Origin of the sequence: Arthrobacter sp. ZGTC212, from assembly GCF_002929255.1 — a bacterium.
Taxonomy (GTDB): domain Bacteria; phylum Actinomycetota; class Actinomycetes; order Actinomycetales; family Micrococcaceae; genus Arthrobacter_B; species Arthrobacter_B sunyaminii.
In genome coordinates, this window is sequence record NZ_PJIJ01000001.1 from 33,546 (window position 1) to 55,011 (window position 21,466).

The window sequence follows — 21,466 nt, forward strand, 5'->3', positions numbered from 1 at the left end:
CCTGCTTACTCAGGCATCGCGTTGGAGACCAGGATTCCGGCGCCGACGATGAAGAGGATCAGCGGAACAAGCGTAATGCGCAGGGTGTAGGCCACTGCATCCCATGCTCCGTGCCTGCGGGCGGAAGACTCCCGTCCCGCGGGCTTTTGCAGCACCCTGCCCACCACGAAGGGATTGTCCGCACCGAGGGCAAGCTGCAGGCGGGCAAGGTACGCCGCGCGTGCCATCCAGAGCAGCGCTGCCAGGCAAGCTCCCGCCCCCGCGGCGGCAGGTGTATCCGATTCGGAAAGCCCGGCCACCGACATCCCGGCGATGCCGAGAATCAACCCGGCCCAGGCAATCCGCCGGGTCGACAGGTATATCTTCACGCGGTTGTTCCAGTAGGCACGCCTGGCGTCCGCATCGGCATCGGGCCAGGCGGAGAAGCGCTCGGGGTACTGCCCCTGGCTCAGCAGGTGCAGGCTGGCAATGACCGGAACCGCCGTCAGGGCCAGCGCAACGGCACCGAGCTGGCTGCCCCCGGACAGGGCAACCCAGAGCGCACTCACGCTCACCCATGCTTCTGCCGCTGCCGCACACTTCACAGCCCTGAGCGCCCGGGGTGATGAGCGGAGTTCTCCCCGCAAATATCCCCGCGGCAGCCGTCCTTCGAGCCGGCGGAAGGACAGGAAGAAGAACGCGGAAACCGCCGCGGTCAGCCCCAGGGCCACCAACGCTGCAGCCGCCGGATGCGGCAGGACCAGTCCGGAAGTGACACCGAAAACCAAGCCCTGCAGCCACGGCAGGTAGAAGAGCCGCCGCAGTCCCCGGAAGGCCAGGGCACGCAGGTCTTCCGCGCTTTCATCATCAAACGGGTTGGATGCCAGCTGAGAGGACAACAGCGGTGCACGGTCGCCCACCACCCGCTCACCGCCGTCGACAATCCCGGCGGCCTGGAGCAGCACCGCACTGTTGGGGTGGGCGGCGAGGCCGGTCCGCAGCAGATCAAGTGCCTGGTCTTTGCGGCCCAGCAGGTCTACAGCCCGGCTTCCCAGCGCAAACGCGTCCTCGAGTTCCGCTGACAAATTGATGGCATTCAGGGCGGCCTGCAATGCAGTCCACAGATCCGTCCCGCTCGAGCGGCGGTAAAAATGGGCGGAGGCAACGGCAAGGTGCGCGGAAGGTTCCTGCGGATGTTCCGCGGCAGCTTGGAGCGCAGCTTCCACGGACTCGTCACCGCGCCTGAGCCATCCCAAAACATAGCTGAGCAGCACCAGCGCCGGAAGCATAGTCGGGGCCAGATTCAAGGCCTCCCGGACGGCACGTTCGGATTCCTCCAGCTCCCCGGTGCTGGCCAGCCCGCTTCCCAGGTAGAACCAGAGCCGCTCGTCGTCCAAGTGGTGGCCAATCTGGTCCCGGAGCAGCGCCACAGCTTCCTCGTACCTGCCCGCCTGTGCATAGGCGGTGTAGCGGACGGCTATCAGATCCGGGTCGAGGACGTCGCTCACAGGATGCTGCGGGAGCGCAGGTATTCGGCCAGGTCGTTGTAGCGGCCGTGGTCGTTGCTGAATTTCACCACGTTCCGGGAGGACTCCAGCCAGGCGAGGGTGGAGGGCCCGATTTCCTCCAGCGCCGCATCAATGTGCGTCATGCTGATGGGGCAGATCCGGTTGGCCTGGATGGATTCCGTCATGGCCTTTTCAGCCGCGGTCACGCAGATGTGGGCCAGGTCCGCGCCGGAAAACATCTCCGTCCGGGACGCGATGCTGGTCAGGTCAATTCCGGCCAGCGGACGGTCCTTGAGGTGGTACTCCAGAATGGTGCGGCGTGCCTCAAAGTCCGGCGGCGTCACCAGCAGCGTACGGTCCAGCCGTCCGGGCCGGAGCAGGGCTTCGTCCAGATCCCAGGGGTGGTTGGTGGCGGCCAGCAGGTACAGGCCGTCATTGTTGCCCGCCATGGAGTCCATCTCGATGAGCAGCTGGTTCACCATTTGCCGGATCATGGCGTGGTGGCCCAGTCCGCTGCGCTTCATTCCAATGGCGTCCACTTCATCCAAAAACAGGACGGTTGGCGAGTGGGCCCGGGCGGAGTCGAAGACGGCCTTCATGTTCTTCTCGGTCACCCCGTGGTACGGATCGAGGATGTCCGTCATGGTCACGGACATAAAGACGGCGCCCAGTTCTCCCGCCACTGCGCGGGCCAGGAACGTTTTTCCGCAGCCGGGCGGCCCGTACAGCAGCAGACCGCCGCGCAGCGACTTCCCGAAGGCCTTGGCAAGCTCTGCATTCTTCATGGGCTGCATGAAGGACTCGTCCAGCCGCTTCTTGACGGCCTCCAGACCGCCCACGTCCTTGAGGGTGACCGGCGGGGTTGCGGGTTCCAGCGGAGCCACACCCTCGCGGCTCTCTCCTGCTGCCAGCTGCGGTTCCGCCACGAAGGGCGGCGGAATGTCGGAGCCAACTTCGGTTTCTGCGCGGGTCCAGTCGAAAGCCGCGGCAGCAGGTTCTTCCGGGTCGGAGACCGGGTCCGGTTCCGTGGCGGGGTCAGCACTCGGGGCCCCGGAGGCCGCGGTGGCGGATGCTGAGGTCAGCGCTGCCACGGTGCGGCTAAGCAGCTCCAGTGCCGCCTCATGGGTCGGCTCCTGCTGCAGCACGGCGTTTACCTCGCCGATGGTTTCGGTATGCCGGCCTGCTGCCAGCAGCATTTCCGCTACGTGAAGGCGAAGGCCTGTGTCCTCCGGGCTGGCTTCAACGGCCCGCCTCAGGCTGGCCAATACGTCGTCGTTCATTTCCCCGTAGTCCTTCCCCCGATATGCGTGACACCAATTACTCTGCCACGGCGGCGGTCCAATGGCGGGGAACCACGGGCCGCCTACGACGACGGCGCCGTCCCGGTGGACGACGCCGTGCGGACCAGCTGGTTGACCGCAGCTCAGACGGGAGCCGCGTTAACGGGAGCCGGGGACGATGCGGGCCCCCGCATCGTCCCCGGCTAACGGGCACCCTATTCGGAAATCAGGTCCCGCACCACAATGGTCTGGTCCCGGTCCGGGCCCACGCCGATGGCGGAGAACCGGGTGCCGGACATCTTCTCCAGTGCCAGCACGTAGTTGCGGGCGTTCTCCGGCAGGTCCTCAAGGGTCTTGGCGCCGGTGATGTCCTCGGTCCAGCCGTCAAAGTACTCGAAGATCGGCTTGGCGTGGTGGAAATCGGTCTGCGTCATCGGCATTTCGTCGAAGCGCACGCCGTCGACGTCGTAAGCCACGCACACCGGAATCTTCTCAATGCCGGTGAGCACGTCCAGCTTGGTCACGAAGTAGTCCGTGAAGCCGTTGACGCGCGAGGCGTGGCGGGCCAGCACGGCGTCGTACCAGCCGCAGCGGCGCGGCCGGCCGGTGTTCACGCCAAACTCGCCGCCGGTCTTCTGCAGGTACAGACCCATGTCGTCGAAAAGCTCGGTGGGGAACGGACCGGCCCCCACGCGGGTGGTGTAGGCCTTGATGATGCCCACCGAGCGGGTGATGCGGGTGGGGCCGATGCCCGAACCCACTGACGCGCCGCCGGCGGTCGGGTTGGAAGAGGTCACAAACGGATAGGTGCCGTGGTCCACGTCCAGGAACGTTGCCTGGCCGCCTTCCATCAGGATGACCTTGCCCTCGTCCAGCGCCCGGTTCAGCTCAAACGTTGAGTCAATGACCATGGGGCGCAGCCGGTCCGCGTAGGACAGGAAGTATTCGACGACCTCTTCAACGTCCACGTCGCGGCGGTTGTAGACCTTGACCAGCAGCTGGTTCTTCTGGCGCAGGGAGCCTTCAACCTTCTGGCGCAGGATGGACTCGTCGAAGATGTCCTGGACGCGGATGCCCAGGCGTGCCACCTTGTCCATGTAAGCCGGGCCGATGCCGCGGCCGGTGGTGCCGATGGCGCGCTTGCCCAGGAACCGTTCGGTGACCTTGTCCATGACCTGGTGGAACGGGGCCACGAGGTGGGCGTTGGCGGAGATGCGCAGCTTGGAGGTGTCCGCCCCGCGTGCTTCCAGCCCGTCAATTTCGGTGAAGAGCGCCTCGAGGTTCACCACGCAGCCGTTGCCGATCACCGGAATGGCGTTGGGGCTCAGGATGCCGGCCGGCAGAAGCTTGAGTTCGTATTTTTCACCGCCGACGACGACGGTGTGGCCGGCGTTGTTTCCGCCGTTGGGCTTGACGACGTAGTCGACACGGCCCCCGAGCAGGTCAGTGGCCTTACCTTTACCTTCGTCGCCCCACTGGGCGCCGACGATGACAATTGCGGGCATGGGATCCTCCCCCATTAGTTACGAAAGGGAGAAAACGCCGACGGCGCGATCCGCTTCCGTGCATGAGAACGCCCCTAAACTCCCAAGCCGGACCGGAAATGGCTGTGCGCCGGGTCTGGCCGGAGTCGCGGGGCTCTTACCTACCAAGTTTAGCCGATTGTAGGTCTTCTGCTCTTTTGAAGGCGCCACAAGAGGTATTCTGCCGGGCGATACCCGCGTAGCGTGGCCGGATGGACCGTTTTCGGGGCTTCATTGCCGGCATTGGAACAGCCTCCGGCACCCGGATGGTGGTGGGCCACTGGCTGGAGTCGCCATTCGGCGCGTTCACGGATGTCATGGCGGAGAACGCCGCCGGGTCACGCCTGCTGCTGGCCCCCAGTTCCGAGGTTGCGGACTACGTGTCCGGTACCTATTCCTTTGATGCGGTGGACGTGTTCGACGTCGATGCCCGGCTCACGGCGGACAGCCTCCTGGTCAGCGCGGGACCGCTGCGACTCAGGGCCGAGCTGGGGCCGCGCACCGCCCTCGGGCAGCTGCTGGAGCGGGTTCCGCCCGCTGTCGCGGTGCATCCGCGCTGGCTGGCCGCCGTCAGCCCCCTGGCCGGGCTGCTGGTGCCCGGCGTCCGGACGTCGGGGTCTGCGGGCGGCGGTCGACGCGAGTACTACGGGGTCCGGTCCATCCGGTCCGTCACGGGGGCACTGGCCAGTTGGGACGGCCGGGATTTGGGCGGTTTGTCACCTGTAGATCCGCCGGTTCGGTTCGGTTTCAGCTCAGTGCCGCCGAAACCGCAAATAGTTGCTGTGACGACCAGCATTGTTTCCTGACGCGCTTTTGACCCGATTTAATCTGCGTGCTGCGCAGGCATAAACGCCGGCTACCCGGGTGACAAAACTACCGTGTCCATACTCTCTTTCCTGTCACCGTCACTCGGATGACGACCCCACATGGAAAGCAGAGCCCAATGAAGAAACGCACAGCAGGACTCGCACTCGCAGCCGTAACCGGACTCTCGGCACTATCCGCGACGCCGGCTTTCGCCGTGACCTCCGGTCCCTATGTAAATTGCACTGCCGCGGAACTGGACGGCGTCTACAACATTCAGCGTGGTGACTACAGGTACGTAGAGGAACAGGACAGAGACGGTAACGGCGTCGCCTGCCAAGACGACAGCAAACAGCTGACCCCTGTTGTCGCTCTCCCGGGCGATCCGATGCCGCCCACGCCAGCACCCACCGGGATGCCCATGCCCGAGGGCGGAGTGGATGCCGGTGTGGCGGCGGAGAAGGGGACGGACTTCGGTTCAGTCGCCCTGGCCGGAGGATTCATGCTGGCAGCCGCCGGGGCCGGAACGTTCGTCATCCGGCGCCGCAGCGGGAACCATGCCTAGTTCCGTGCGATCAGGATCAGCCGGACTAAGGTTCCATCACTCATGAGCCGACTGACACCTGAGACCGGCGGCGGCAGGAGTCTTCGGGCAACTGCCGCCGCCGGCCTGCTCATTACAGCCAGCTTGCTGATCCCGGGATGCGGAACCAGCCCTGGCGCTGAAGCGTTGCCGCCGGAACCCTCGAAGTCGTCCTGGCAGCTGCCGCCGTCGCCCGCTCAGACCACCGGCAGCACCGTCACCTCCGAGCCAACAGAAACACCCAGCCCTGAGCCGGCCCGCGAGATCACGGCACCACCCAGAACCCTGACGCTTCCGTCCGTTGCCGCAGGTTCGGACCTGATGCAGGTGGGGCTGAGGGAAGACGGCACATTGGAAGTGCCCCCCGGCAACCCCGGAGCACCCGCTGCCTGGTACAGAGATTCACCAAAACCCGGAGACCCCGGACCGGCAGTGATTCTGGGGCACGTCAACGCCGATGACGGCGGACCGGGGGTCTTCGCGAACCTGCGCGAACTGCAGCCAAATGATGAGATTCAGGTGCAGCGTGAGGACGGTTCCACCGCGGTCTTCACAGTGATGTACGGCGAACAGTATCCCAAGGACACCTTCCCCACCGAGAAGGTCTACGGAAACACCGACGGGCCGGAACTCCGCCTGATCACCTGCGACGGTTACGATCCCCAGACCGGAACCTTCGGTGACAACTACGTTGTCTATGCGCGGATTGCCTCCTAGAGCTTCTTCCCCCCGAAGCACCCATCCCGAACATCCACAGCTCCGAAGCACGGCATAACCCGGAGAAACCGAAACCCCGGGGAGGAGCCGACTGCGGCCGGCAGGTGAAAGGGCTGATCATGGAACAACTTCCTCTGCATCCGGAACAGGAACGCGCCGCCGAATCCGTCTGGGACTACCCCCGCCCGCCGCGGCTGGAGCCGACGTCGGAGCATGTGCAGGTGTTTCTCGGCGGAAAGCTGATAGCGGACACCACGTCAGCCGTCCGGGTCCTGGAGACCAGCCACCCGCCGGTCTACTACATTCCGCTGGAGGACTTCGCGCCGGAGGCGCTGGTTCCTGTCCCCGAGTCCACCTGGTGTGAGTACAAGGGAAAGGCGGCGTACTTCGACGTCGTCGGGGGAAACGGGCGGGCCGCCCGTGCGGCGTGGACCTATCCCGATCCCGTGACCGGCTATGCACCGCTGGCGAGCCGGGCGGCGGTGTATCCCGGAAGGATGGACCGCTGCACTGTGGATGGAGAAGAGGTCCGTGCGCAGGACGGCGACTTCTACGGCGGCTGGATTACCGGGCGCATCACGGGACCTTTCAAGGGGGCGCCGGGCTCCGGCGGCTGGTAACAGCGATAACCCGCGCGGCCCGGACAGGCCAAAGGCCGGGCACCCAACCGAAGTCGGGCACCCGGCCTCTGGCACGGATCAGCGGGGAATCAGGACTCGCGCCCTTCAATGGCGATCTTCGCCTGCGGATCCGACTCGTTCAGGAACTTGGTGATCCGGTCTACTTCCTCGGCCTCGCCAATGGCCGCTGCCGCCCGGCCCAGGGCGTACAGCGAACGCAGGAACCCCTGGTTCGGCACGTGCTCCCACGGGATGGGGCCGGCACCGCGCCAGCCGGAACGCCTCAGGGCATCCAGGCCGCGGTGGTAGCCAACCCGCGCATAGGCGTAGGACTCAATGGTCCGTCCCTCATCGAAGGCCTCGTCGGCCAGAATGGCCCAAACCTGGGACGAGGTGGGGTGCTTCGCGGCCAGGTCCACGGCTTCGTCTCCGGCCTCAAGGCGCGCGACGACGTCGGACTCCTCGGGCAGGTACGTGGGCTCGGGGCCGAGCAGGTTCTTGCGGAATTCATCTGACATTAGAGGGACTTGCCTGCCGATCCTAGGTTCTGTGCTGCTTCAACTACGCGCGCGGACATCCCGGCTTCCGCCGAGGCGCCCCATACGCGCGGGTCATACTGCTTCTTGTTCCCAACTTCTCCGTCAACCTTCAGCACGCCGTCATAATTCCGGAACATGTGGTCCACCACGGGGCGGGTGTAGGCGTACTGGGTGTCGGTATCGATGTTCATCTTCACGACGCCGTAGGACACCGCGTCGGCGATTTCCTGTGCGGAGGAGCCGGAGCCGCCGTGGAAGACCAGGTCAAAGGGACGTTCCCGGCCAATCGATTCACCCACCGCGTCCTGGATGTCCTTGAGGATTTCGGGGCGCAGCTTTACGCCGCCGGGCTTGTAGACGCCGTGCACGTTGCCGAAGGTGAGAGCGGTGAGGTAGCGGCCCTTGTCGCCGGCGCCGAGTGCCTCAATGGTCTTCATGCCGTCCGCAACCGTGGTGTAGAGCTTCTCGTTGATGGCGTTCTCCACGCCGTCTTCCTCGCCGCCCACGGTGCCGATCTCCACCTCGAGGATCATCTTGGCAGCGTGGGTGCGGGCCAGCAGTTCCTGGGCGATCCGCAGGTTGTCTTCCAGGGTTTCCGCGGAGCCGTCCCACATGTGGGAGTTGAAGATGGGGTCTTCGCCGCGCTTGACGGCAGCTTCGGAGGCCGCCAGGAGGGGCAGCACAAAGTCGTCCAGCTTGTCCTTGGGGCAGTGGTCCGTGTGCAGGGCAATGTTGACGTTGTAGCTCTTCGCCACTTCGCGGGCATAGGCTGCGAAGGCCAGTGAGCCGGTGACCATGTTCTTGATCTTGGCACCGGACCAGTACGCCGCACCGCCGGTGGACACCTGGACAATGCCGTCCGATCCGGCCTCGGCGAACCCTGCAAGGGCGGCGTTCAGCGTCTGGGACGAGGTGACGTTCACTGCCGGATATGCGAATCCCCCGGCCTTTGCGCGGTCGATCATCTCGGCATAAATCTCAGGGGTTGCAATAGGCATGCTGACTCCTCGTGAAAGGTCGATCTACGGCAGGGCCAGGGCCCTCATTGGCTTCCTACATCCTAGCCATAAGTATCCTTCCGGCAGTGCGCCGTGTCACGGCATAACGGACTGCGGACGGGCGCCGGGGCCTACAAGGGACCGAGCGGAGCCGGTCCCTGCTCAGTTCACCGTCTGGCCGAAGACATGCCGCCGGATCCAGCCGTGCATGGCGATGGCCGCAGCGGAGCCTGCGTTGATGGACCGCGTGGATCCGAACTGGGCAATGGACAGGGTGGCGTCGGCGGCGGCGTGCACCTCGGCGCTGAGCCCGGGTCCTTCCTGGCCGAACACCAGGACACAGTTTTGCGGCAGTTCGTAGGTTTCCAGCGGCACCGAATCCGGAAAGTTATCGATTCCGATGATGCGCAGGCCCTCGCTGTGCGCCCACTGCACAAAGTCCTCCACCGTGGGGTGGTGGCGCACATGCTGGTAGCGGTCGGTGACCATGGCGCCCCGGCGGTTCCAGCGGCGCCGGCCGATGATGTGCACTTCCTTGGCCATGAACGCATTGGCTGTGCGTACCACCGTGCCGATGTTGAAGTCATGCTGCCAGTTCTCAATCGCCACATGGAACGGATGCCGCTTGGTGTCCAGGTCCGCCACGATGGCGTCATGTTTCCAGTAGCGGTACTCATCCACGACGTTCCGGACATCACCGTTGGCCAGGAGCTCCGGGTCCCAGTGATCCCCTTCCGGCAGGGGGCCTTCCCACGGTCCTACGCCCACCTGGTGCGTGGGGGCGGTGTCGGGTGTTTCAACGGGCAGGTCCGGCAATTGTTCAGCGCTGTCTTTCACCCAACAAGCCTAAGGTGAAAGACTGGGACGGACGATCACGGGTCACCGGCAGCACGGCGTGCACAGCCGGACCCGCACGGCAAGAAAAGGGACAGCGTGGGCGAAAACGAGAACATTGAGTGCTGGCTTACGGACATGGATGGTGTCCTGGTTCACGAGAATAATCCCATTCCGGGCGCAGCCGAGCTCATTGACCGCTGGGTGGCGACGTCCAAGCGGTTCCTCGTCCTGACCAACAACTCGATCTACACTCCACGGGATCTCGCTGCACGGCTGCACGCGTCGGGACTGGAGGTTCCCGAAGAAAACCTGTGGACTTCCGCCCTGGCCACGGCCGAATTCCTGAAGGACCAGGTCAAGAACGCCGGGGTGCCGGGCCGCTGCTTTGTGGTGGGTGAGGCAGGGCTGACGACGGCGCTGCACGAGGCCGGAATGATCCTTACGGACACCAATCCGGATTACGTGGTGCTGGGCGAAACCCGCACCTACTCCTTCGGCACCATCACCAAGGCCATCCGGCTGATCATGGGCGGCGCACGCTTCATTGCCACCAACCCGGACGTCACCGGGCCTTCACCGGAGGGGCCCCTGCCGGCCACCGGCGCGATCGCGGCCCTGATCACGGCGGCCACCAACATGAAGCCCTATATTGTCGGCAAGCCCAACCCCATGATGTTCCGTTCCGCGATGCGCAAGATCGACGCGCATTCGGAATCGACAGCCATGATCGGGGACCGGATGGACACCGACATCATTGCGGGCATCGAAGCAGGCCTGACCACGGTCCTGGTGCTCAGCGGCATCACGCAGCGCGAGGACATCAACAGCTATCCGTTCCGGCCCACCCAGATCGTCAACTCAGTCTCGGACCTGATCAGCACCGTCTGACCCGCCGGCGGGCAGGCCGGCATGCAACCTCAAAACACCGATTTCAGGCCGCCTCCCTGTTCCGGCGGCGAGTACTGCCGGAGCACCTCGCGCACCACCCGCTGATAAACCACGGGATTCCACTGCGGGCTGGCATGCGCCGGGCTGGCTCCTTCGGTCACCAGATCATTGGACACCAGGTTGCGCGGGAACACCGCCGCCCATTCATACTTGGCGCCGAAGTAGTTGACCGTCCTGTCATCCGGATTGCCGATGAACGCCAGCGAGGTTCCGCCGAGGGCGCCTGCGTAGCGCCGGGCGTCGTAGTGGAAGATGTAGGACGCCTCGGACTGGATCAGCGTGGTGGACGGCGCCAGCGGCGAGAGCTGCTCCAGGGTCTGATCCACCACGGTCCGCCACGTCCGCTCGTCCTTGTGCAGGACCCGCTCGCCCAGTTCGTAGCCGCCGCGGACCACGCTGGGAATCCGGTAGCCGGCGTCGTACAGGGCCACCACTCCTTCGAACATGGCACGGTCCAGGACGTCCTGCGGTCCGGCCGGGCTGGAGTCCAGGATGACAAGCTCGACGGCGACTCCGCGCTCGAGCAGCCGGGCCGCCACCTGGACGGCGAGCATGCCGCCGAAGCTGTGGCCGTAAAAGTAGATGCGCCGCAGCTGATGGTTGCGGATGTAGCGGTAGACGGCGGCCACAATGTCATCGACGTCCAGCCCCCGGTTGGAGTAGCCGACGCCGGCCAGCTGCCCGCGGGAGGCCAGCACGGGGCGCAGGGAGTTCAGGATCCAGACCGTTTCTTCCCAGCTGGTCTTGTACCCGGGAAACAGGAACCAGGAGGCCGTGGGAAACCGCCGCTCCGCGGTCTCGTCCCGGACCCGGAGGATTTCCAGATCCTCCCGGTAGCGCTGGATCCGCTGGGTGATCAACAGATCCGCGGCCAGGGTCAGCCCCAGTGCGCTTCCGGCCAAAAAACGGCGCCGGGAGAACCGCTTGAGGTCTTCGGCGGACCGCAGGAACTCTGCCGGATCCCCGCTCACGGCTGCCCGGTCCCTGTGCCCGGCACTGCGAATCCCGCCGTGGTGGCCGCGGCCTTACTCCAGGCCCAGTTCATCCTTGCCGAAGGCATACAGGTAGGGCACGCCGGCTTCGGCTTCAATGCGCTCCTTCGATCCGGTGTCCCGGTCCACGATGACGGCAACGGCAACCACGTTTCCGCCGGCACGGCGGACGCCCTCCACCGCGGTGAGCGCCGAGCCGCCGGTGGTGGAGGTGTCTTCCAGGACCACCACGTTGCGTCCGGCAACGTCGGGGCCCTCAACCTGGCGGCCCATGCCGTAGGACTTCTGCGCCTTTCGCACCACGAAGGCGTCGATGGGACGGCCGGCGCGGGCGCCAGCATTCATCACCGCCGTGGCCACCGGATCAGCACCCATGGTCAGTCCGCCGACGCTCTCAAAGGAAATGCCGGCCGCGTCGATCAGGTCCAACATCACCTCGCCCACCAGCTGGGAGGCCTCATGGTGCAGGGTGACGCGGCGCAAATCAATGTAGTAATCAGCCTCGGCGCCTGAGGATAGCGTGACCTTTCCGCGGACCACCGCCAGCTCACCGATCAGATCCAGGAGGCGGGCACGGGCAGCAGGCGAAACGGGCGCAGTCATGGCCTCCATCCTAGCCGAGCACCCCTTTCCCGGACGCAGATGTGACGGGAGATATAGGCTGGAACACATGCGCCAACTACAAGCTGAAATCATCGCGGAAATGGGCGTGCAGCCCACCATTGAACCCGCTGCTGAAATCCGCCGTCGGGTGGATTTCCTCAAGGCCTACATGGCCGCCTCGCACACCGGCGGTTTTGTCCTGGGAATCAGCGGCGGCATCGACTCCACCCTCGCCGGCCGGCTGGCCCAGCTGGCCGTGGACGAACTCAACGCCGGGGGCACCGAGGCACAGTTCATCGCCCTGCGCCTGCCTTACCAGGTCCAGCATGACGAAGCTGACGCCCAGGCCGCCCTGGAATTCATCCAGCCCACCCTCTCCTGGGTCTACAACGTGGCGCCCGCCGTGGACGGCTATGAAGACGAATACGTCAAAATGACCGGCGAGCGGATCAGTGACTTCAACAAGGGCAACATCAAGGCCCGCGCCCGGATGACGGCGCAGTATGCGGTGGCCGGCCAGCACAACCTGCTGGTCATCGGCACGGACCACGGTGCCGAATCCGTCACCGGTTTCTTCACCAAGTACGGTGACGGCGGCGCCGATGTCCTGCCGCTGTTCGGCCTGAACAAGCGCCAGAACCGGCAACTGCTGGCCGAGCTCGGGGCTCCGGACGCCCTGATCCACAAGGCTCCCACCGCGGACCTGCTGGATGACGCCCCCGGCCAGACCGATGAGACCGAACTGGGTATTTCCTACGACACCATCGATGACTATCTGGAAGGCCGCGATGTTCCGGAGGAGGCTGCGGAGAAGATTGAACGCCGCTTCCTGATGACCCGGCACAAGCGCACCGTGCCCGTCAGCATTCTGGACACGTGGTGGAAGCCCTGAGGCATGCCCTGAACCGGCGCCGCATTCGGTAACGTAGCAAGGGTGAAGATTGCTACCTGGAACGTGAACTCCATCCGTGCCCGTGCAGACCGCGTTGAAGCGTGGCTGCAGCGCTCCGACGTCGACGTCCTGGCGATTCAGGAAACCAAGGCCAAGGACGAGAATTTCCCCTGGGAGATTTTTGAGAACAACGATTACGAAGTGGCGCATTTCGGTGTGAACCAGTGGAACGGCGTGGCCATCGCCTCCCGGGTGGGGCTCGACGACGTCGAGCGCACCTTCCCGGGACAGCCGGCCTTCGGCAAAACCGAAGCCACCACCGCCACCGAGGCGCGCGCCATCGGAGCAACCTGCAACGGCGTGCGGGTGTGGAGCCTGTATGTTCCCAACGGCCGGGCCGTGGGAGACCCCCACATGCCGTACAAGCTGCAGTGGCTGGACATCCTGAAGGACCAGGCCGCAGGCTGGGTGAAGGACAACCCGGACCTGCCCCTGGCGCTCATGGGCGACTGGAACATCGCCCCGCAGGATGACGATGTGTGGGACATCGACTGGTTCCGCGCCCAGAACGCCACCCACGTCACGGAGCCCGAGCGGGCAGCATTTCAGGCTTTCCTGGACGCCGGATTCACCGACGTCGTCCGGCCCTACACTCCGGGACCCGGTGTGTACACGTACTGGGATTACACCCAGCTGCGGTTCCCCAAGAAGGAAGGCATGCGCATCGACTTCGTCCTTGCCTCCCCCGCACTTGCCGCCCGGGTCACCGGCGCGTCCATTGACCGCGAGGAACGCAAGGGCAAGGGCGCATCGGACCACGCCCCCGTCATCGTGGAGCTGGACTGACCATGAGTCCGCGGCCCGGAGATCCCATGCACCACACGTTCCCCTACGTGTCGCATCTGCGTGTCTATGAGCCGCTGGACGTGTTTGACGATGACCAGCAGCTGGCCATCCTCGAGCAGCGGGCACGGGGACGCCACGAGACCGAGGTCTTGGAACGCAGCGACGCCGTGCGGCGTTTGGTCCGTGCCGTGTCGGATCCTTTTCCTCACAGTTCCACTGATCTGGTGCGGGTGCTGCATTATCCGGACCATCAGGGCTCAACGCGCCGGCTGTACTGCCCCAACCAGCTGGCGGTCCGGGCTTCACTGGCCGCCGAGTCGCTGGGCGAGAGCATGCGCGGACCCCTGGTCGATGTCCTGGTACCGGAGGTGGCCCGCGAAGCGCACGCCGCCCGAATTGATCCCGACTCCTTTGCGGACTCTCTGGCCCGCCTGCACACCCGATCCGCCACATGGGGTGTTCCGTTCGGCTGGTTTGTGCTGCTCCACGAGGATGACCACAGCGAGGTGGTAGAGGACGACGGCAAGGTGCAGACCGTCCGGCTCGCAGCACCCGTAACCCAGTGCCTGGAGCGGGCACGCGCCGCCACTGCGTCCCTGGCGCTCGCCGCACCCGAACTGGATCTGCTCGATGAGCTGGACGAGCTGACGAACTGGCTGGAAATCTTCTCCGAGGACGCCGTGCTTGAACTGGACTACGGCTCGGTGGCGGACCTGGTGTTCCCCGACGATTCGCCCTCGGACGTCCGCCTGGGCATCGAATCCCTCGCAGACGGTGACATGACAGGAGCCGCCGCCTCTTACCGGAGGCTGGCCAACCGCTGGATTCCGATCCGCCAGCTGGCCCGCGCCAGCTAAGAGCGCCGGGTTACCTAGCGGACGCGGTCCTCGCGGTTGAAGCGCAGCTTGCGGCCCGCATCGATACTGATCAGTACCGCCGGCTCCCGGCCCAGTGCGGCGTCCAGCGCCTCAACTAGGCGCGTGGCGTCGGCGGCGATCAGGTGGGGTGCCGCACCTTGCCGGGGATTGATGCGAATCCGCAGGGCCGAGCTGCCCCGCACGTCATAGGTGCTGACGGCGGCAGCCGCCACATCGGGATCTTCCTGCAGCGCCGAGCGCAGGGCCTGCTCCGCCATCGCGCCGCTGATCGCCACCCGGCCCGGTGCGCCGTCGTCGTCGTATTCTGACACCAGGGTTCCGGTTCGGCCGCGGCCCTGCGCTGCGGCCCAGAGGACCAGAAGCACAATTGCCACCAGCATGACTACCGCCAGCAGCACCCAGATCCAGCTCTGTGACTGCCCCGGGAGGGCGGTGTCCGCCCCGAAAGCCTGGATCCGCTCCAGCATGTTAGGCGCGAAGCGCTGCCAGCTGCCGGCGGCACCGCTGTCGAGGGTGAGCCAGAGCAGGCCGCCGCCGATCCCGATGAGGATCAGGCCGATCAGCCCCAGCAGGATGCGGTTCAGTGCCCGGGGTGTGCGGTTCACTGGCCGATCACCCCCACGGAAGACACCTGCACGCGAACCTCGGGGCGGGGCACCAGGCCGGTCAGCTCCAACTCTTCGGTCACGGCCGCGCGCACCGCCTCTTCATCGACGGGGATACCCGACGTCGGCCGGATGCGGACGTCAATACGGGTGCGGCCCACCGTCACCAGCACCTGCTCGGCAGTGACGCCGGCAGTGAGGCGGGTCCGGCGCGCCAGCGAAGAGGCCAGCACTTCAGCGTCCACCACGACGGCGGCGCGCGGGTTGGGCAATGAGTAGCGCGGACGCCTGCCCGGCAGGACCGCCTGCAGGAAGAACACCAGGCCCGCCAGCAGGATCAGCAGTCCGCTGAGTCCCAGAATGGCGGAGTCTGCGTTTTCGGGAAGCCGGGAAAGCCAGGCGCCCAGGGCGGCAGGGTCTGTGAGCCAGGCATCCTGGCCGAGGGCCTGGAGCGTTGCTTCCAGCAGGACGTATAGGCAGAAGATGATGGCCAGGATGACCAGCACTATGGAAGCGGCTGCCCGGCTGGCGTGGGTTTCACGGCGTACGATCTGCCGCGTGCGAACGTCGTTGCTGCTCACCGGACCCTGCTTCCTTCCTCGAGGTGGACCCCGGTAATGCGTATGTCCACGCGGGAAACGAGCGAGCCGGTCAGTTCGGTAACCCTGTCCCTGAGCAGGGGTTTGGCCTCATGGGCGCGGTCCCAGACGGATCCGCCGGCCCGGCTTACAAGATTCGGATCAGCCGCGATGCGGTTCAGGGGCGGAAGAGCAACCGGCAGGGCAAGAGACATGGCGAGCATGCCCTGGTCATCGGACCAGGTGACCCTGATCTGCGCCGGCGGAACCCGAAAGAACTCGGCTGCCGCGGCTTTGGCCGTGGAGGTCAGCGCCTGGGTGCTGATCCGGTTGTGTCCGGCGAGACCTGCTTGGCGTTCAGCGGCCGGAACTGCGGGCAGGACTGCGGAGCTCACGAGGAAGAACGGCGTCCGGTCAGCGCGTCACGGACAGTGCGGAAATCCACTTTGCCCTCGGCGGCGCGCCCGCACAAAGCCCCTGCTGCAATGAACAGTGCCATCAGCAGGAAGCCCCAAAAATCGAAAATCAGTGCGGTGAAGGCGAGAACGGCTCCGATCGCCATGCCTGTAACGGTTGGTTTCATTGTTCCTGCCTCATGACGGTGATCCCGAACTCTTCTTCGACCCTATAACGGATACTGCCGCAGCCCTTCCGCTAAGCGGACTCGGACCCTGAGCCCGGCTTGTCGGACCGGCCTTCGGCCGCACCCGGAATCTGGACATCATTCACGTCAACGTTCACTTCCACCACCCGCAGTCCCACCAGCGATTCCACCGCAGAATAAACGGCGGTACGGACATTGTCGGCAATCCGGGTCAGCGGGGTTCCGTAAACAGCCACGAGGGTCACGTCAACCGCAACTTCAGTCTCACCCACATCAACGTGGACCCCTTGAGTGGCGCTGGACGCACCCACTGCATCGCGGACGGCGCCCAGCGCACGCCCGGAACCGGTGCCCAGTGCGTAAACTCCTGCCACGGACCGGGCGGCAATGGCAGCAACTTTGGCCACTGCCTGCTCGCTGATGGCCGTCTTGCCGCCGACCGCGGTTGGCGGAACCGCATCGGGAACCGATGCGGCGGCCGGATTTACCGTGCGGTCCGGAGCAGGTGCGTGCACGGGGGCCCGATGGGCGGCGGCATCCGCGGATCCCTGCCCGGCCAGGCCGGCCTGGGCCGCGGACATGTTCTGGTTCTGGGCATCATCCATGCTGCAAAGCGTATCCTGCAGGTCCGCACTTTGGGCAGGCAGGGCCACGGGCGGCCGTCATCGCCGCCCCACCCTGCGCCCGGTCAGGAGCCCCGGCTCAATGCCGATGAAAACATCCCGCTGACCGCCGCCCCAGGGCTCATCCATGCGGCGGCCCCAGAGTTCGGTCAGCAGGTCTGCGTCCGTGACCGGCTCGGCACGGCCGCTGAGCAGAACCGACCAGCCTTCCATGCGCCCGGAATCATGGTGGTCAATCTGGAACGATGCGTTTTGGTGCTCCGGTCCACCTCCCAGCACGCCGTCCCGCGCTGTTCGGAAATACACGCCTTGGTCGTGGACCACGTAGTTGACCGGGAACACCAGCACCCGGCCGTTGTCCTGGTAGGCAACCCGCCCGGTTCCCGTGTCCGCCAACAGCGTCCAGCACTGCGCTTCCGTCAGGTCCTCACTCTGGTGGGTTGCAGCAGTTTCCCACACAAAAGCCCGTGTATCTTCCGTCGCCATCATTGCCTCCGAAGTAGATTCGGGACCATTCAAGCGGGAACCCGCAGATTTTGGGAAGAGAAGCTCCGGATTTTTCCGGTTATAGGGTGTGGGTTCTGTTGCGACGCCGGGGGTGCCACAGCCGAAATCAAAGACGCCGCCGGCAGCGGCGGACAGTTAAAAGAAAAACCCCGGACTCGTAAGTCCGGGGTTTTAGCTGGTGGCTCCGACCGGCGTCGATCCGGTGACCTTTCGATTTTCAGTCGAACGCTCTACCAACTGAGCTACAGAGCCGGGCATCATCGCAACCGATGATCACCGAGATCTTCCAAATCGCTTCAGAAAATCTGAGCGACCCTGACGGGACTCGAACCCGCGACCTCCGCCGTGACAGGGCGGCGCGCTAACCAACTGCGCTACAGGGCCTTGCTTTTCACGAGTGTAAACTCTACCAGCATTTTGCCGGTCCGATTACCACTCCTGAGTACCCCCAACGGGATTCGAACCCGTGCCGCCGCCGTGAAAGGGCGGTGTCCTAGGCCGCTAGACGATGGGGGCCTTTAGAACACACAGGGAACGCTTGGAAGCGGAAGTTTCCGTTCGTTTGCGCCCCTGTGGACTCATAAAACTATAGGGCCTGATTGGGCAAACAGCAAAACGGCCGCCGTAACCGGGCCGGAGACCGCCCCGCTAGAGTGGCTTAGGTGCCCATAGAGATGCTTCCCGAAGACTTCGAGACCGCAGTGGATGACGCCATCGATACCATCCCCGCGGACCTGGCCGCCGCCATGAACAACGTCGCGATCTTCATCGAGGACGAGTACATCCCGGGCCCCGGAGAGGACCCCGCAACCGAGCTGCTGGGCCTGTACGAAGGCACCCCCCTGACGGAACGGGATTCGTGGTGGGATGCCGGTTCCCTTCCGGACCGCATCGTCATTTTTCGCGGTCCACTGATGCGGATGTGCACCTCCAGGGATGAGTTGGTCGATGAAATCCGCATCACGGTTATCCACGAGGTCGCCCATCATTTCGGGATCGACGACGAGCGCCTGCACGAACTTGGCTGGGGGTAGTTAGCCTTAAGCCATGGGAGATCATCACGGCCACAGTCACGGACTGCCCGCAGGAACCGCCACCGGACGGCACCGCCGCAAACTGCTGATCGTTTTCCTGATCACCATCAGCGTTGTCTTCCTCCAAGTAGTGGGTGCCCTGCTCTCCGGCTCACTGGCTTTGCTTGCCGACGCCGGCCACATGCTCTCAGACGCCGCCGGCGTTTCAATCGCGCTGCTGGCAGCCTGGATTGCCACCCGGCCCGCCACCAAGCGCCGCACCTACGGTTACCAGCGCGCGGAAGTCCTGGCCGCCCTGGCCAACGCCGTGCTGCTGATCGTCATTGCCACCGTCATTTTCGTGGAGGCGATCCGCCGCTTCGGATCGGAACCCGAAGTGCACACCGGCCTCATGCTCGGTGCCGCGATTGTGGGCGGGCTGGCCAACCTCGCGTCCCTGCTGGTCCTGCAAAGCGGCCGCAAGGAGAGCCTGAACGTGCGCGGCGCCTATCTGGAGGTTCTGGGCGACCTGCTGGGGTCGGCCGCCGTGGTGGTATCCGCCGTCGTCATCATGCTCACGGGTTACCAGCAGGCGGACACCTGGGCGTCCATCCTGATTGCCCTGATGATCCTGCCGCGGGCGTGGTCGCTGCTGAAGGAAGTCATCGATGTCCTGCTCGAAGCCACTCCGCAGGGCGTGGACACCGAAATGATCCGGGACCACATTGTGCGGGTGGACGGCATCTCGGATGCGCATGACATCCACATCTGGACCATCACCTCGGGTGTTCCGGTGTTCTCTGCACACGTGGTGGTCGACGACGACCATCTCACCTCCGAGCGGATGGACCAGCTGCTGGACCGGCTGACCACGTGCCTCAGCGAGCACTTTGACACCGAGCACTGCACGTTCCAGCTGGAGCCGGCCACGCACGCCGTACACGAGGGACAGCAGCACGCCTGACCCCGGGCATCCCGGTCCGGGCTATTCCTCCGGAAGGGAACCGAAGTTCGCCCGGTCCGCCAGCCGCGGATCCTCGTGATCGGGAACCACCATTACCGGACCCTTGGCATGATGCAGCACGCTTTGGCTGGTGGAGCCCATCAGCATGCCGGCGAACCCTCCGCGTCCGCGCGTGCCCATGACGAGCAGTTCCACGTCCGCCGTCCGGTCGATCATGATCTCGGCGGGAGGACCGTCGAGCAGCTGCACGGACATCGGCAGGTCCGGGAAGTGGCTTTGCAGCCAGGCCTGGCCTGCCCGCAGCTGCTCGGAGATTTCCTCGTGCAGGGCTTCAAGGTCCAGCGGGGCGGGAACCCAGGCAAGGGAGCCGCTGAAGGGCGGCAGTGCGCAGAGGATCTGCAGCGGCAGTCCTCGGCTCATGGCCTGCTCAGCGGCCACTAGGGACGCCGCACGCCCCTGTTCGGAGCCGTCCACGCCCACCACCACCACGTCCTCAACGGTCTGCGTAGTGGGTGATCCGGACGGCGGCCGGACCCCGGCTTCGGGGAGCCGTCCCGCCGTGCGCAGGGGAACCACCACCGTGGGGCATTTGGCATGCGCCGGCAGGGCGCTGGAGACCGACCCCAGCAGGCGCCCCACGAAGCCGCCGCGGCCCCTGGACCCCACCACCATCAGCTCCGCTTCCTCGGACAGCTCCAGCAGGACGGCGGACGCATCTCCGGTTTCGACCCGCGGAAAAACCTCAATGTTGTACCGGCTGATGCGCTCCAGGGCCTTGTCCAGGACAGACTGTGCACCCTCACGGATGATGGCGTCATCCATGGTCGAGTAGCCGGCGTCCATGGACGAGGCCGCAAAGATGGGCACGGTGTATGCGGTGACGACATGCAGCGGGCTTCTGCGCCGCTGAGCCTCCTTCGCTGCCCACACGAGGGCACACAGGCTTTGGTCGGAGCCGTCCACACCCACCACGATGCCCGTCGATGCCTCCAGCCCACTGTCTTCGCTCCACATTGAACTACCCACAGTTCCGCACCCCTCTCGCTCCGCCCACGGCCGCCGGCGTCCCGGAGGAACGCCGCCAAACACCGCTTTAGTGGGTAGCCTACAGTGCCTCGCCCCGGAGAGAGACGGCTTCCGGAACACACCGAAAGAGGCACTACACGGCACCGCGAAAGGCGGATATGCTTCGGGGCATCACAACCGGAAAACCTGCCCGCATCCGTCCGGGGCGGGCATCTGCGGAACCGGAAGAGGCGCCGGACCCGCAGCCTTGATCTACGTCAGGGGGTTGCCTCGGTGGTTAGAACAGTGACCCGCACAATTAACGGCACGGCAGAAGCAGTACCCCCGGAGGCGGGAATCCACACGGAAGTGACCAGCGCCGTCGTCATTGGCAGCGGGCTGACCGGTCTGGCAGTAGTGAGTGAATTGAACCGCCGGGGCGTGGAGTCCGTTGTCCTGGACGGCCTTGCGCATGACAGCCAACCGGCCCATGTGCCGGTTACGGATTCCGCGGGCCTGCCGGGACGGGCCGAGCTGCTCCGCCTGCTGCACGGTTACGCGACGGGCCACTCCTTGGATATCCGCCGCGGCACTGCCGTCCAGGCAGTGGGCCTGCTGCGGGGTTCCAAGATTCCCGCACCGGTGACTCGGACAGCCGTCAAGTGGGCGGTCCGCACCCCCGAGGGCCTGCTGCTGGCCGATGCCGTGGTGCTGGCCGGATGCGGGCGCCCGGCAGTGCTAAAGCTGCTCCGCTCACTCGGATTCACTGCCGGAGCGGAACGGCGCAAGTCCCTGCGCAGTGCGGGCCTCTACGTTGTGGGTGCGGGGGAAGCAGTTACTTCATCCACCCGCGAACTGGTCCGTCAGGCCAAGCGCGCGGGACAGGAAGTGGCTCAGCGCGGCGCGGCTTTCGACTCTGGTTCCGGGGTTTGGACCGGCAGCGCTTAGTTCCGGCGCGGACGGACGCGATGAATCTCACGTTACGGGCTCTCCACCCTTATATGTCCTCCCGGTAATGCG

General features: G+C 65.3%; 27 protein-coding genes and 3 tRNA genes. 12 read left to right on the forward strand and 18 right to left on the reverse strand.

Translation table 11 applies throughout. The features are described from left to right. Positions 1-5 precede the first annotated feature (5 nt). On the reverse strand, positions 6-1,487 hold the full coding sequence (locus tag CXQ89_RS00190) for a hypothetical protein (RefSeq protein ID WP_104159923.1): 1,482 nt from the start codon (positions 1,485-1,487) through the stop codon (positions 6-8). After that, on the reverse strand, positions 1,484-2,767 hold the full coding sequence (locus tag CXQ89_RS00195; RefSeq protein ID WP_104159924.1) for an ATP-binding protein: 1,284 nt from the start codon (positions 2,765-2,767) through the stop codon (positions 1,484-1,486). The genes CXQ89_RS00190 and CXQ89_RS00195 overlap by 4 nt, the downstream gene beginning before the upstream one ends. Positions 2,768-2,794: 27 nt before the next feature. On the opposite strand from CXQ89_RS00195, the gene CXQ89_RS18110 reads away from it, so the two are divergent. Next, positions 2,795-2,974 carry a hypothetical protein gene (locus CXQ89_RS18110; RefSeq protein WP_146067173.1) on the forward strand — a complete coding sequence of 60 codons (180 nt, stop codon included), beginning with the start codon at positions 2,795-2,797 and terminating at the stop codon, positions 2,972-2,974. An 8-nt stretch (positions 2,975-2,982) separates the two neighbouring features. Here CXQ89_RS18110 and CXQ89_RS00200 read toward each other — a convergent pair whose 3' ends face one another. Continuing rightward, on the reverse strand, positions 2,983-4,272 hold the full coding sequence (locus CXQ89_RS00200; protein WP_104053619.1) for an adenylosuccinate synthase: 1,290 nt from the start codon (positions 4,270-4,272) through the stop codon (positions 2,983-2,985). Positions 4,273-4,502: 230 nt separating this feature from the next. Here CXQ89_RS00200 and CXQ89_RS00205 point away from each other — a divergent pair, with 230 nt between their 5' ends. The 4 genes from CXQ89_RS00205 (at position 4,503) to CXQ89_RS00220 (ending at position 7,014) form a co-directional block, all read left to right on the forward strand. After that, entirely contained in the window at positions 4,503-5,096 is a 594-nt protein-coding gene (locus tag CXQ89_RS00205) for a hypothetical protein (protein WP_104159925.1), read from the forward strand. 137 nt (positions 5,097-5,233) lie between these two features. After that, positions 5,234-5,659, forward strand: coding sequence for an excalibur calcium-binding domain-containing protein (locus tag CXQ89_RS00210; protein WP_104159926.1), 426 nt, complete (start codon positions 5,234-5,236; stop codon positions 5,657-5,659). 42 nt (positions 5,660-5,701) lie between these two features. After that, the gene (locus CXQ89_RS00215; RefSeq protein WP_104159927.1) at positions 5,702-6,394 is read left to right on the forward strand and encodes a sortase domain-bontaining protein; all 693 of its coding nucleotides are present in this window, start codon (positions 5,702-5,704) and stop codon (positions 6,392-6,394) included. A 119-nt stretch (positions 6,395-6,513) separates the two neighbouring features. After that, entirely contained in the window at positions 6,514-7,014 is a 501-nt protein-coding gene (locus tag CXQ89_RS00220; RefSeq protein ID WP_104160631.1) for a DUF427 domain-containing protein, read from the forward strand. An 89-nt stretch (positions 7,015-7,103) separates the two neighbouring features. On the opposite strand, the gene CXQ89_RS00225 is transcribed toward CXQ89_RS00220, so the two are convergent. From CXQ89_RS00225 to CXQ89_RS00235, 3 genes are all read right to left on the reverse strand, one after another. Beyond that, the gene (locus CXQ89_RS00225) at positions 7,104-7,532 is read right to left on the reverse strand and encodes a DUF3151 domain-containing protein (protein ID WP_104053616.1); all 429 of its coding nucleotides are present in this window, start codon (positions 7,530-7,532) and stop codon (positions 7,104-7,106) included. Beyond that, a complete protein-coding gene (fbaA, locus tag CXQ89_RS00230) occupies positions 7,532-8,551 on the reverse strand; it encodes a class II fructose-bisphosphate aldolase (protein WP_104053615.1) in 1,020 nt (339 codons plus the stop codon). Before fbaA ends, CXQ89_RS00225 begins: the two co-directional genes overlap by 1 nt. Before the next feature lie 162 nt (positions 8,552-8,713). Beyond that, on the reverse strand, positions 8,714-9,367 hold the full coding sequence (locus tag CXQ89_RS00235) for an RNA methyltransferase (RefSeq protein ID WP_258059908.1): 654 nt from the start codon (positions 9,365-9,367) through the stop codon (positions 8,714-8,716). A 156-nt stretch (positions 9,368-9,523) separates the two neighbouring features. Between CXQ89_RS00235 and CXQ89_RS00240 the strand changes: the two genes are divergently transcribed. Beyond that, positions 9,524-10,276: an HAD-IIA family hydrolase gene (locus CXQ89_RS00240; protein WP_104053779.1), complete on the forward strand. Its 753-nt coding sequence runs from the start codon at positions 9,524-9,526 to the stop codon at positions 10,274-10,276. A 29-nt stretch (positions 10,277-10,305) separates the two neighbouring features. On the opposite strand, the gene CXQ89_RS00245 is transcribed toward CXQ89_RS00240, so the two are convergent. Next, positions 10,306-11,307: an alpha/beta fold hydrolase gene (locus tag CXQ89_RS00245; protein WP_104053613.1), complete on the reverse strand. Its 1,002-nt coding sequence runs from the start codon at positions 11,305-11,307 to the stop codon at positions 10,306-10,308. 54 nt (positions 11,308-11,361) lie between these two features. Continuing rightward, positions 11,362-11,931, reverse strand: coding sequence for an orotate phosphoribosyltransferase (gene pyrE, locus CXQ89_RS00250; RefSeq protein ID WP_104160632.1), 570 nt, complete (start codon positions 11,929-11,931; stop codon positions 11,362-11,364). A 67-nt stretch (positions 11,932-11,998) separates the two neighbouring features. On the opposite strand from pyrE, the gene nadE reads away from it, so the two are divergent. Genes nadE through CXQ89_RS00265 form a run of 3 tightly spaced genes read left to right on the forward strand, consistent with a single transcriptional unit; the run spans position 11,999 to position 14,526 of the window. Continuing rightward, a complete protein-coding gene (gene nadE / locus CXQ89_RS00255) occupies positions 11,999-12,823 on the forward strand; it encodes an ammonia-dependent NAD(+) synthetase (protein ID WP_104159928.1) in 825 nt (274 codons plus the stop codon). Positions 12,824-12,865: 42 nt separating this feature from the next. Further along, on the forward strand, positions 12,866-13,669 hold the full coding sequence (locus CXQ89_RS00260) for an exodeoxyribonuclease III (protein ID WP_104053611.1): 804 nt from the start codon (positions 12,866-12,868) through the stop codon (positions 13,667-13,669). Positions 13,670-13,671: 2 nt separating this feature from the next. After that, positions 13,672-14,526: a hypothetical protein gene (locus CXQ89_RS00265; RefSeq protein ID WP_258059743.1), complete on the forward strand. Its 855-nt coding sequence runs from the start codon at positions 13,672-13,674 to the stop codon at positions 14,524-14,526. A gap of 14 nt (positions 14,527-14,540) precedes the next feature. Here the strand turns inward: CXQ89_RS00265 and CXQ89_RS00270 are convergent, their stop codons facing one another. The 9 genes from CXQ89_RS00270 to CXQ89_RS00310 form a co-directional block, all read right to left on the reverse strand. Continuing rightward, the gene (locus CXQ89_RS00270) at positions 14,541-15,152 is read right to left on the reverse strand and encodes a hypothetical protein (RefSeq protein ID WP_104159930.1); all 612 of its coding nucleotides are present in this window, start codon (positions 15,150-15,152) and stop codon (positions 14,541-14,543) included. Next, complete coding sequence (locus tag CXQ89_RS00275) at positions 15,149-15,733, reverse strand: DUF6286 domain-containing protein (protein ID WP_104053609.1); 585 nt, start codon at positions 15,731-15,733, stop codon at positions 15,149-15,151. Before CXQ89_RS00275 ends, CXQ89_RS00270 begins: the two co-directional genes overlap by 4 nt. Then, positions 15,730-16,125 (reverse strand): hypothetical protein, encoded by a 396-nt coding sequence (locus tag CXQ89_RS00280; RefSeq protein WP_237688638.1) that lies wholly within the window; start codon positions 16,123-16,125, stop codon positions 15,730-15,732. The genes CXQ89_RS00275 and CXQ89_RS00280 overlap by 4 nt, the downstream gene beginning before the upstream one ends. Further along, on the reverse strand, positions 16,122-16,313 hold the full coding sequence (locus CXQ89_RS00285; RefSeq protein WP_104053608.1) for a DUF2273 domain-containing protein: 192 nt from the start codon (positions 16,311-16,313) through the stop codon (positions 16,122-16,124). The genes CXQ89_RS00280 and CXQ89_RS00285 overlap by 4 nt, the downstream gene beginning before the upstream one ends. Before the next feature lie 71 nt (positions 16,314-16,384). Further along, the gene (locus CXQ89_RS00290; RefSeq protein ID WP_308471666.1) at positions 16,385-16,939 is read right to left on the reverse strand and encodes an Asp23/Gls24 family envelope stress response protein; all 555 of its coding nucleotides are present in this window, start codon (positions 16,937-16,939) and stop codon (positions 16,385-16,387) included. 57 nt (positions 16,940-16,996) lie between these two features. Next, the gene (locus tag CXQ89_RS00295) at positions 16,997-17,443 is read right to left on the reverse strand and encodes a pyridoxamine 5'-phosphate oxidase family protein (RefSeq protein ID WP_181032185.1); all 447 of its coding nucleotides are present in this window, start codon (positions 17,441-17,443) and stop codon (positions 16,997-16,999) included. Between the two features lie 197 nt (positions 17,444-17,640). Next, positions 17,641-17,716: transfer RNA gene (locus CXQ89_RS00300), tRNA-Phe, on the reverse strand. Positions 17,717-17,774: 58 nt separating this feature from the next. Next, positions 17,775-17,848 (reverse strand) — tRNA-Asp (locus CXQ89_RS00305). Between the two features lie 59 nt (positions 17,849-17,907). After that, positions 17,908-17,980 (reverse strand) — tRNA-Glu (locus tag CXQ89_RS00310). Between the two features lie 158 nt (positions 17,981-18,138). On the opposite strand from CXQ89_RS00310, the gene CXQ89_RS00315 reads away from it, so the two are divergent. Beyond that, positions 18,139-18,498: a metallopeptidase family protein gene (locus tag CXQ89_RS00315; protein WP_104053606.1), complete on the forward strand. Its 360-nt coding sequence runs from the start codon at positions 18,139-18,141 to the stop codon at positions 18,496-18,498. Positions 18,499-18,511: 13 nt separating this feature from the next. Beyond that, complete coding sequence (locus CXQ89_RS00320) at positions 18,512-19,441, forward strand: cation diffusion facilitator family transporter (RefSeq protein ID WP_104053605.1); 930 nt, start codon at positions 18,512-18,514, stop codon at positions 19,439-19,441. Positions 19,442-19,462: 21 nt separating this feature from the next. Here CXQ89_RS00320 and CXQ89_RS00325 read toward each other — a convergent pair whose 3' ends face one another. Continuing rightward, positions 19,463-20,455: a universal stress protein gene (locus CXQ89_RS00325; protein ID WP_104053604.1), complete on the reverse strand. Its 993-nt coding sequence runs from the start codon at positions 20,453-20,455 to the stop codon at positions 19,463-19,465. Positions 20,456-20,752: 297 nt separating this feature from the next. Between CXQ89_RS00325 and CXQ89_RS00330 the strand changes: the two genes are divergently transcribed. Then, positions 20,753-21,394, forward strand: coding sequence for an FAD-binding protein (locus CXQ89_RS00330; protein WP_146067175.1), 642 nt, complete (start codon positions 20,753-20,755; stop codon positions 21,392-21,394). The last annotated feature ends 72 nt before the right edge of the window (positions 21,395-21,466 follow it).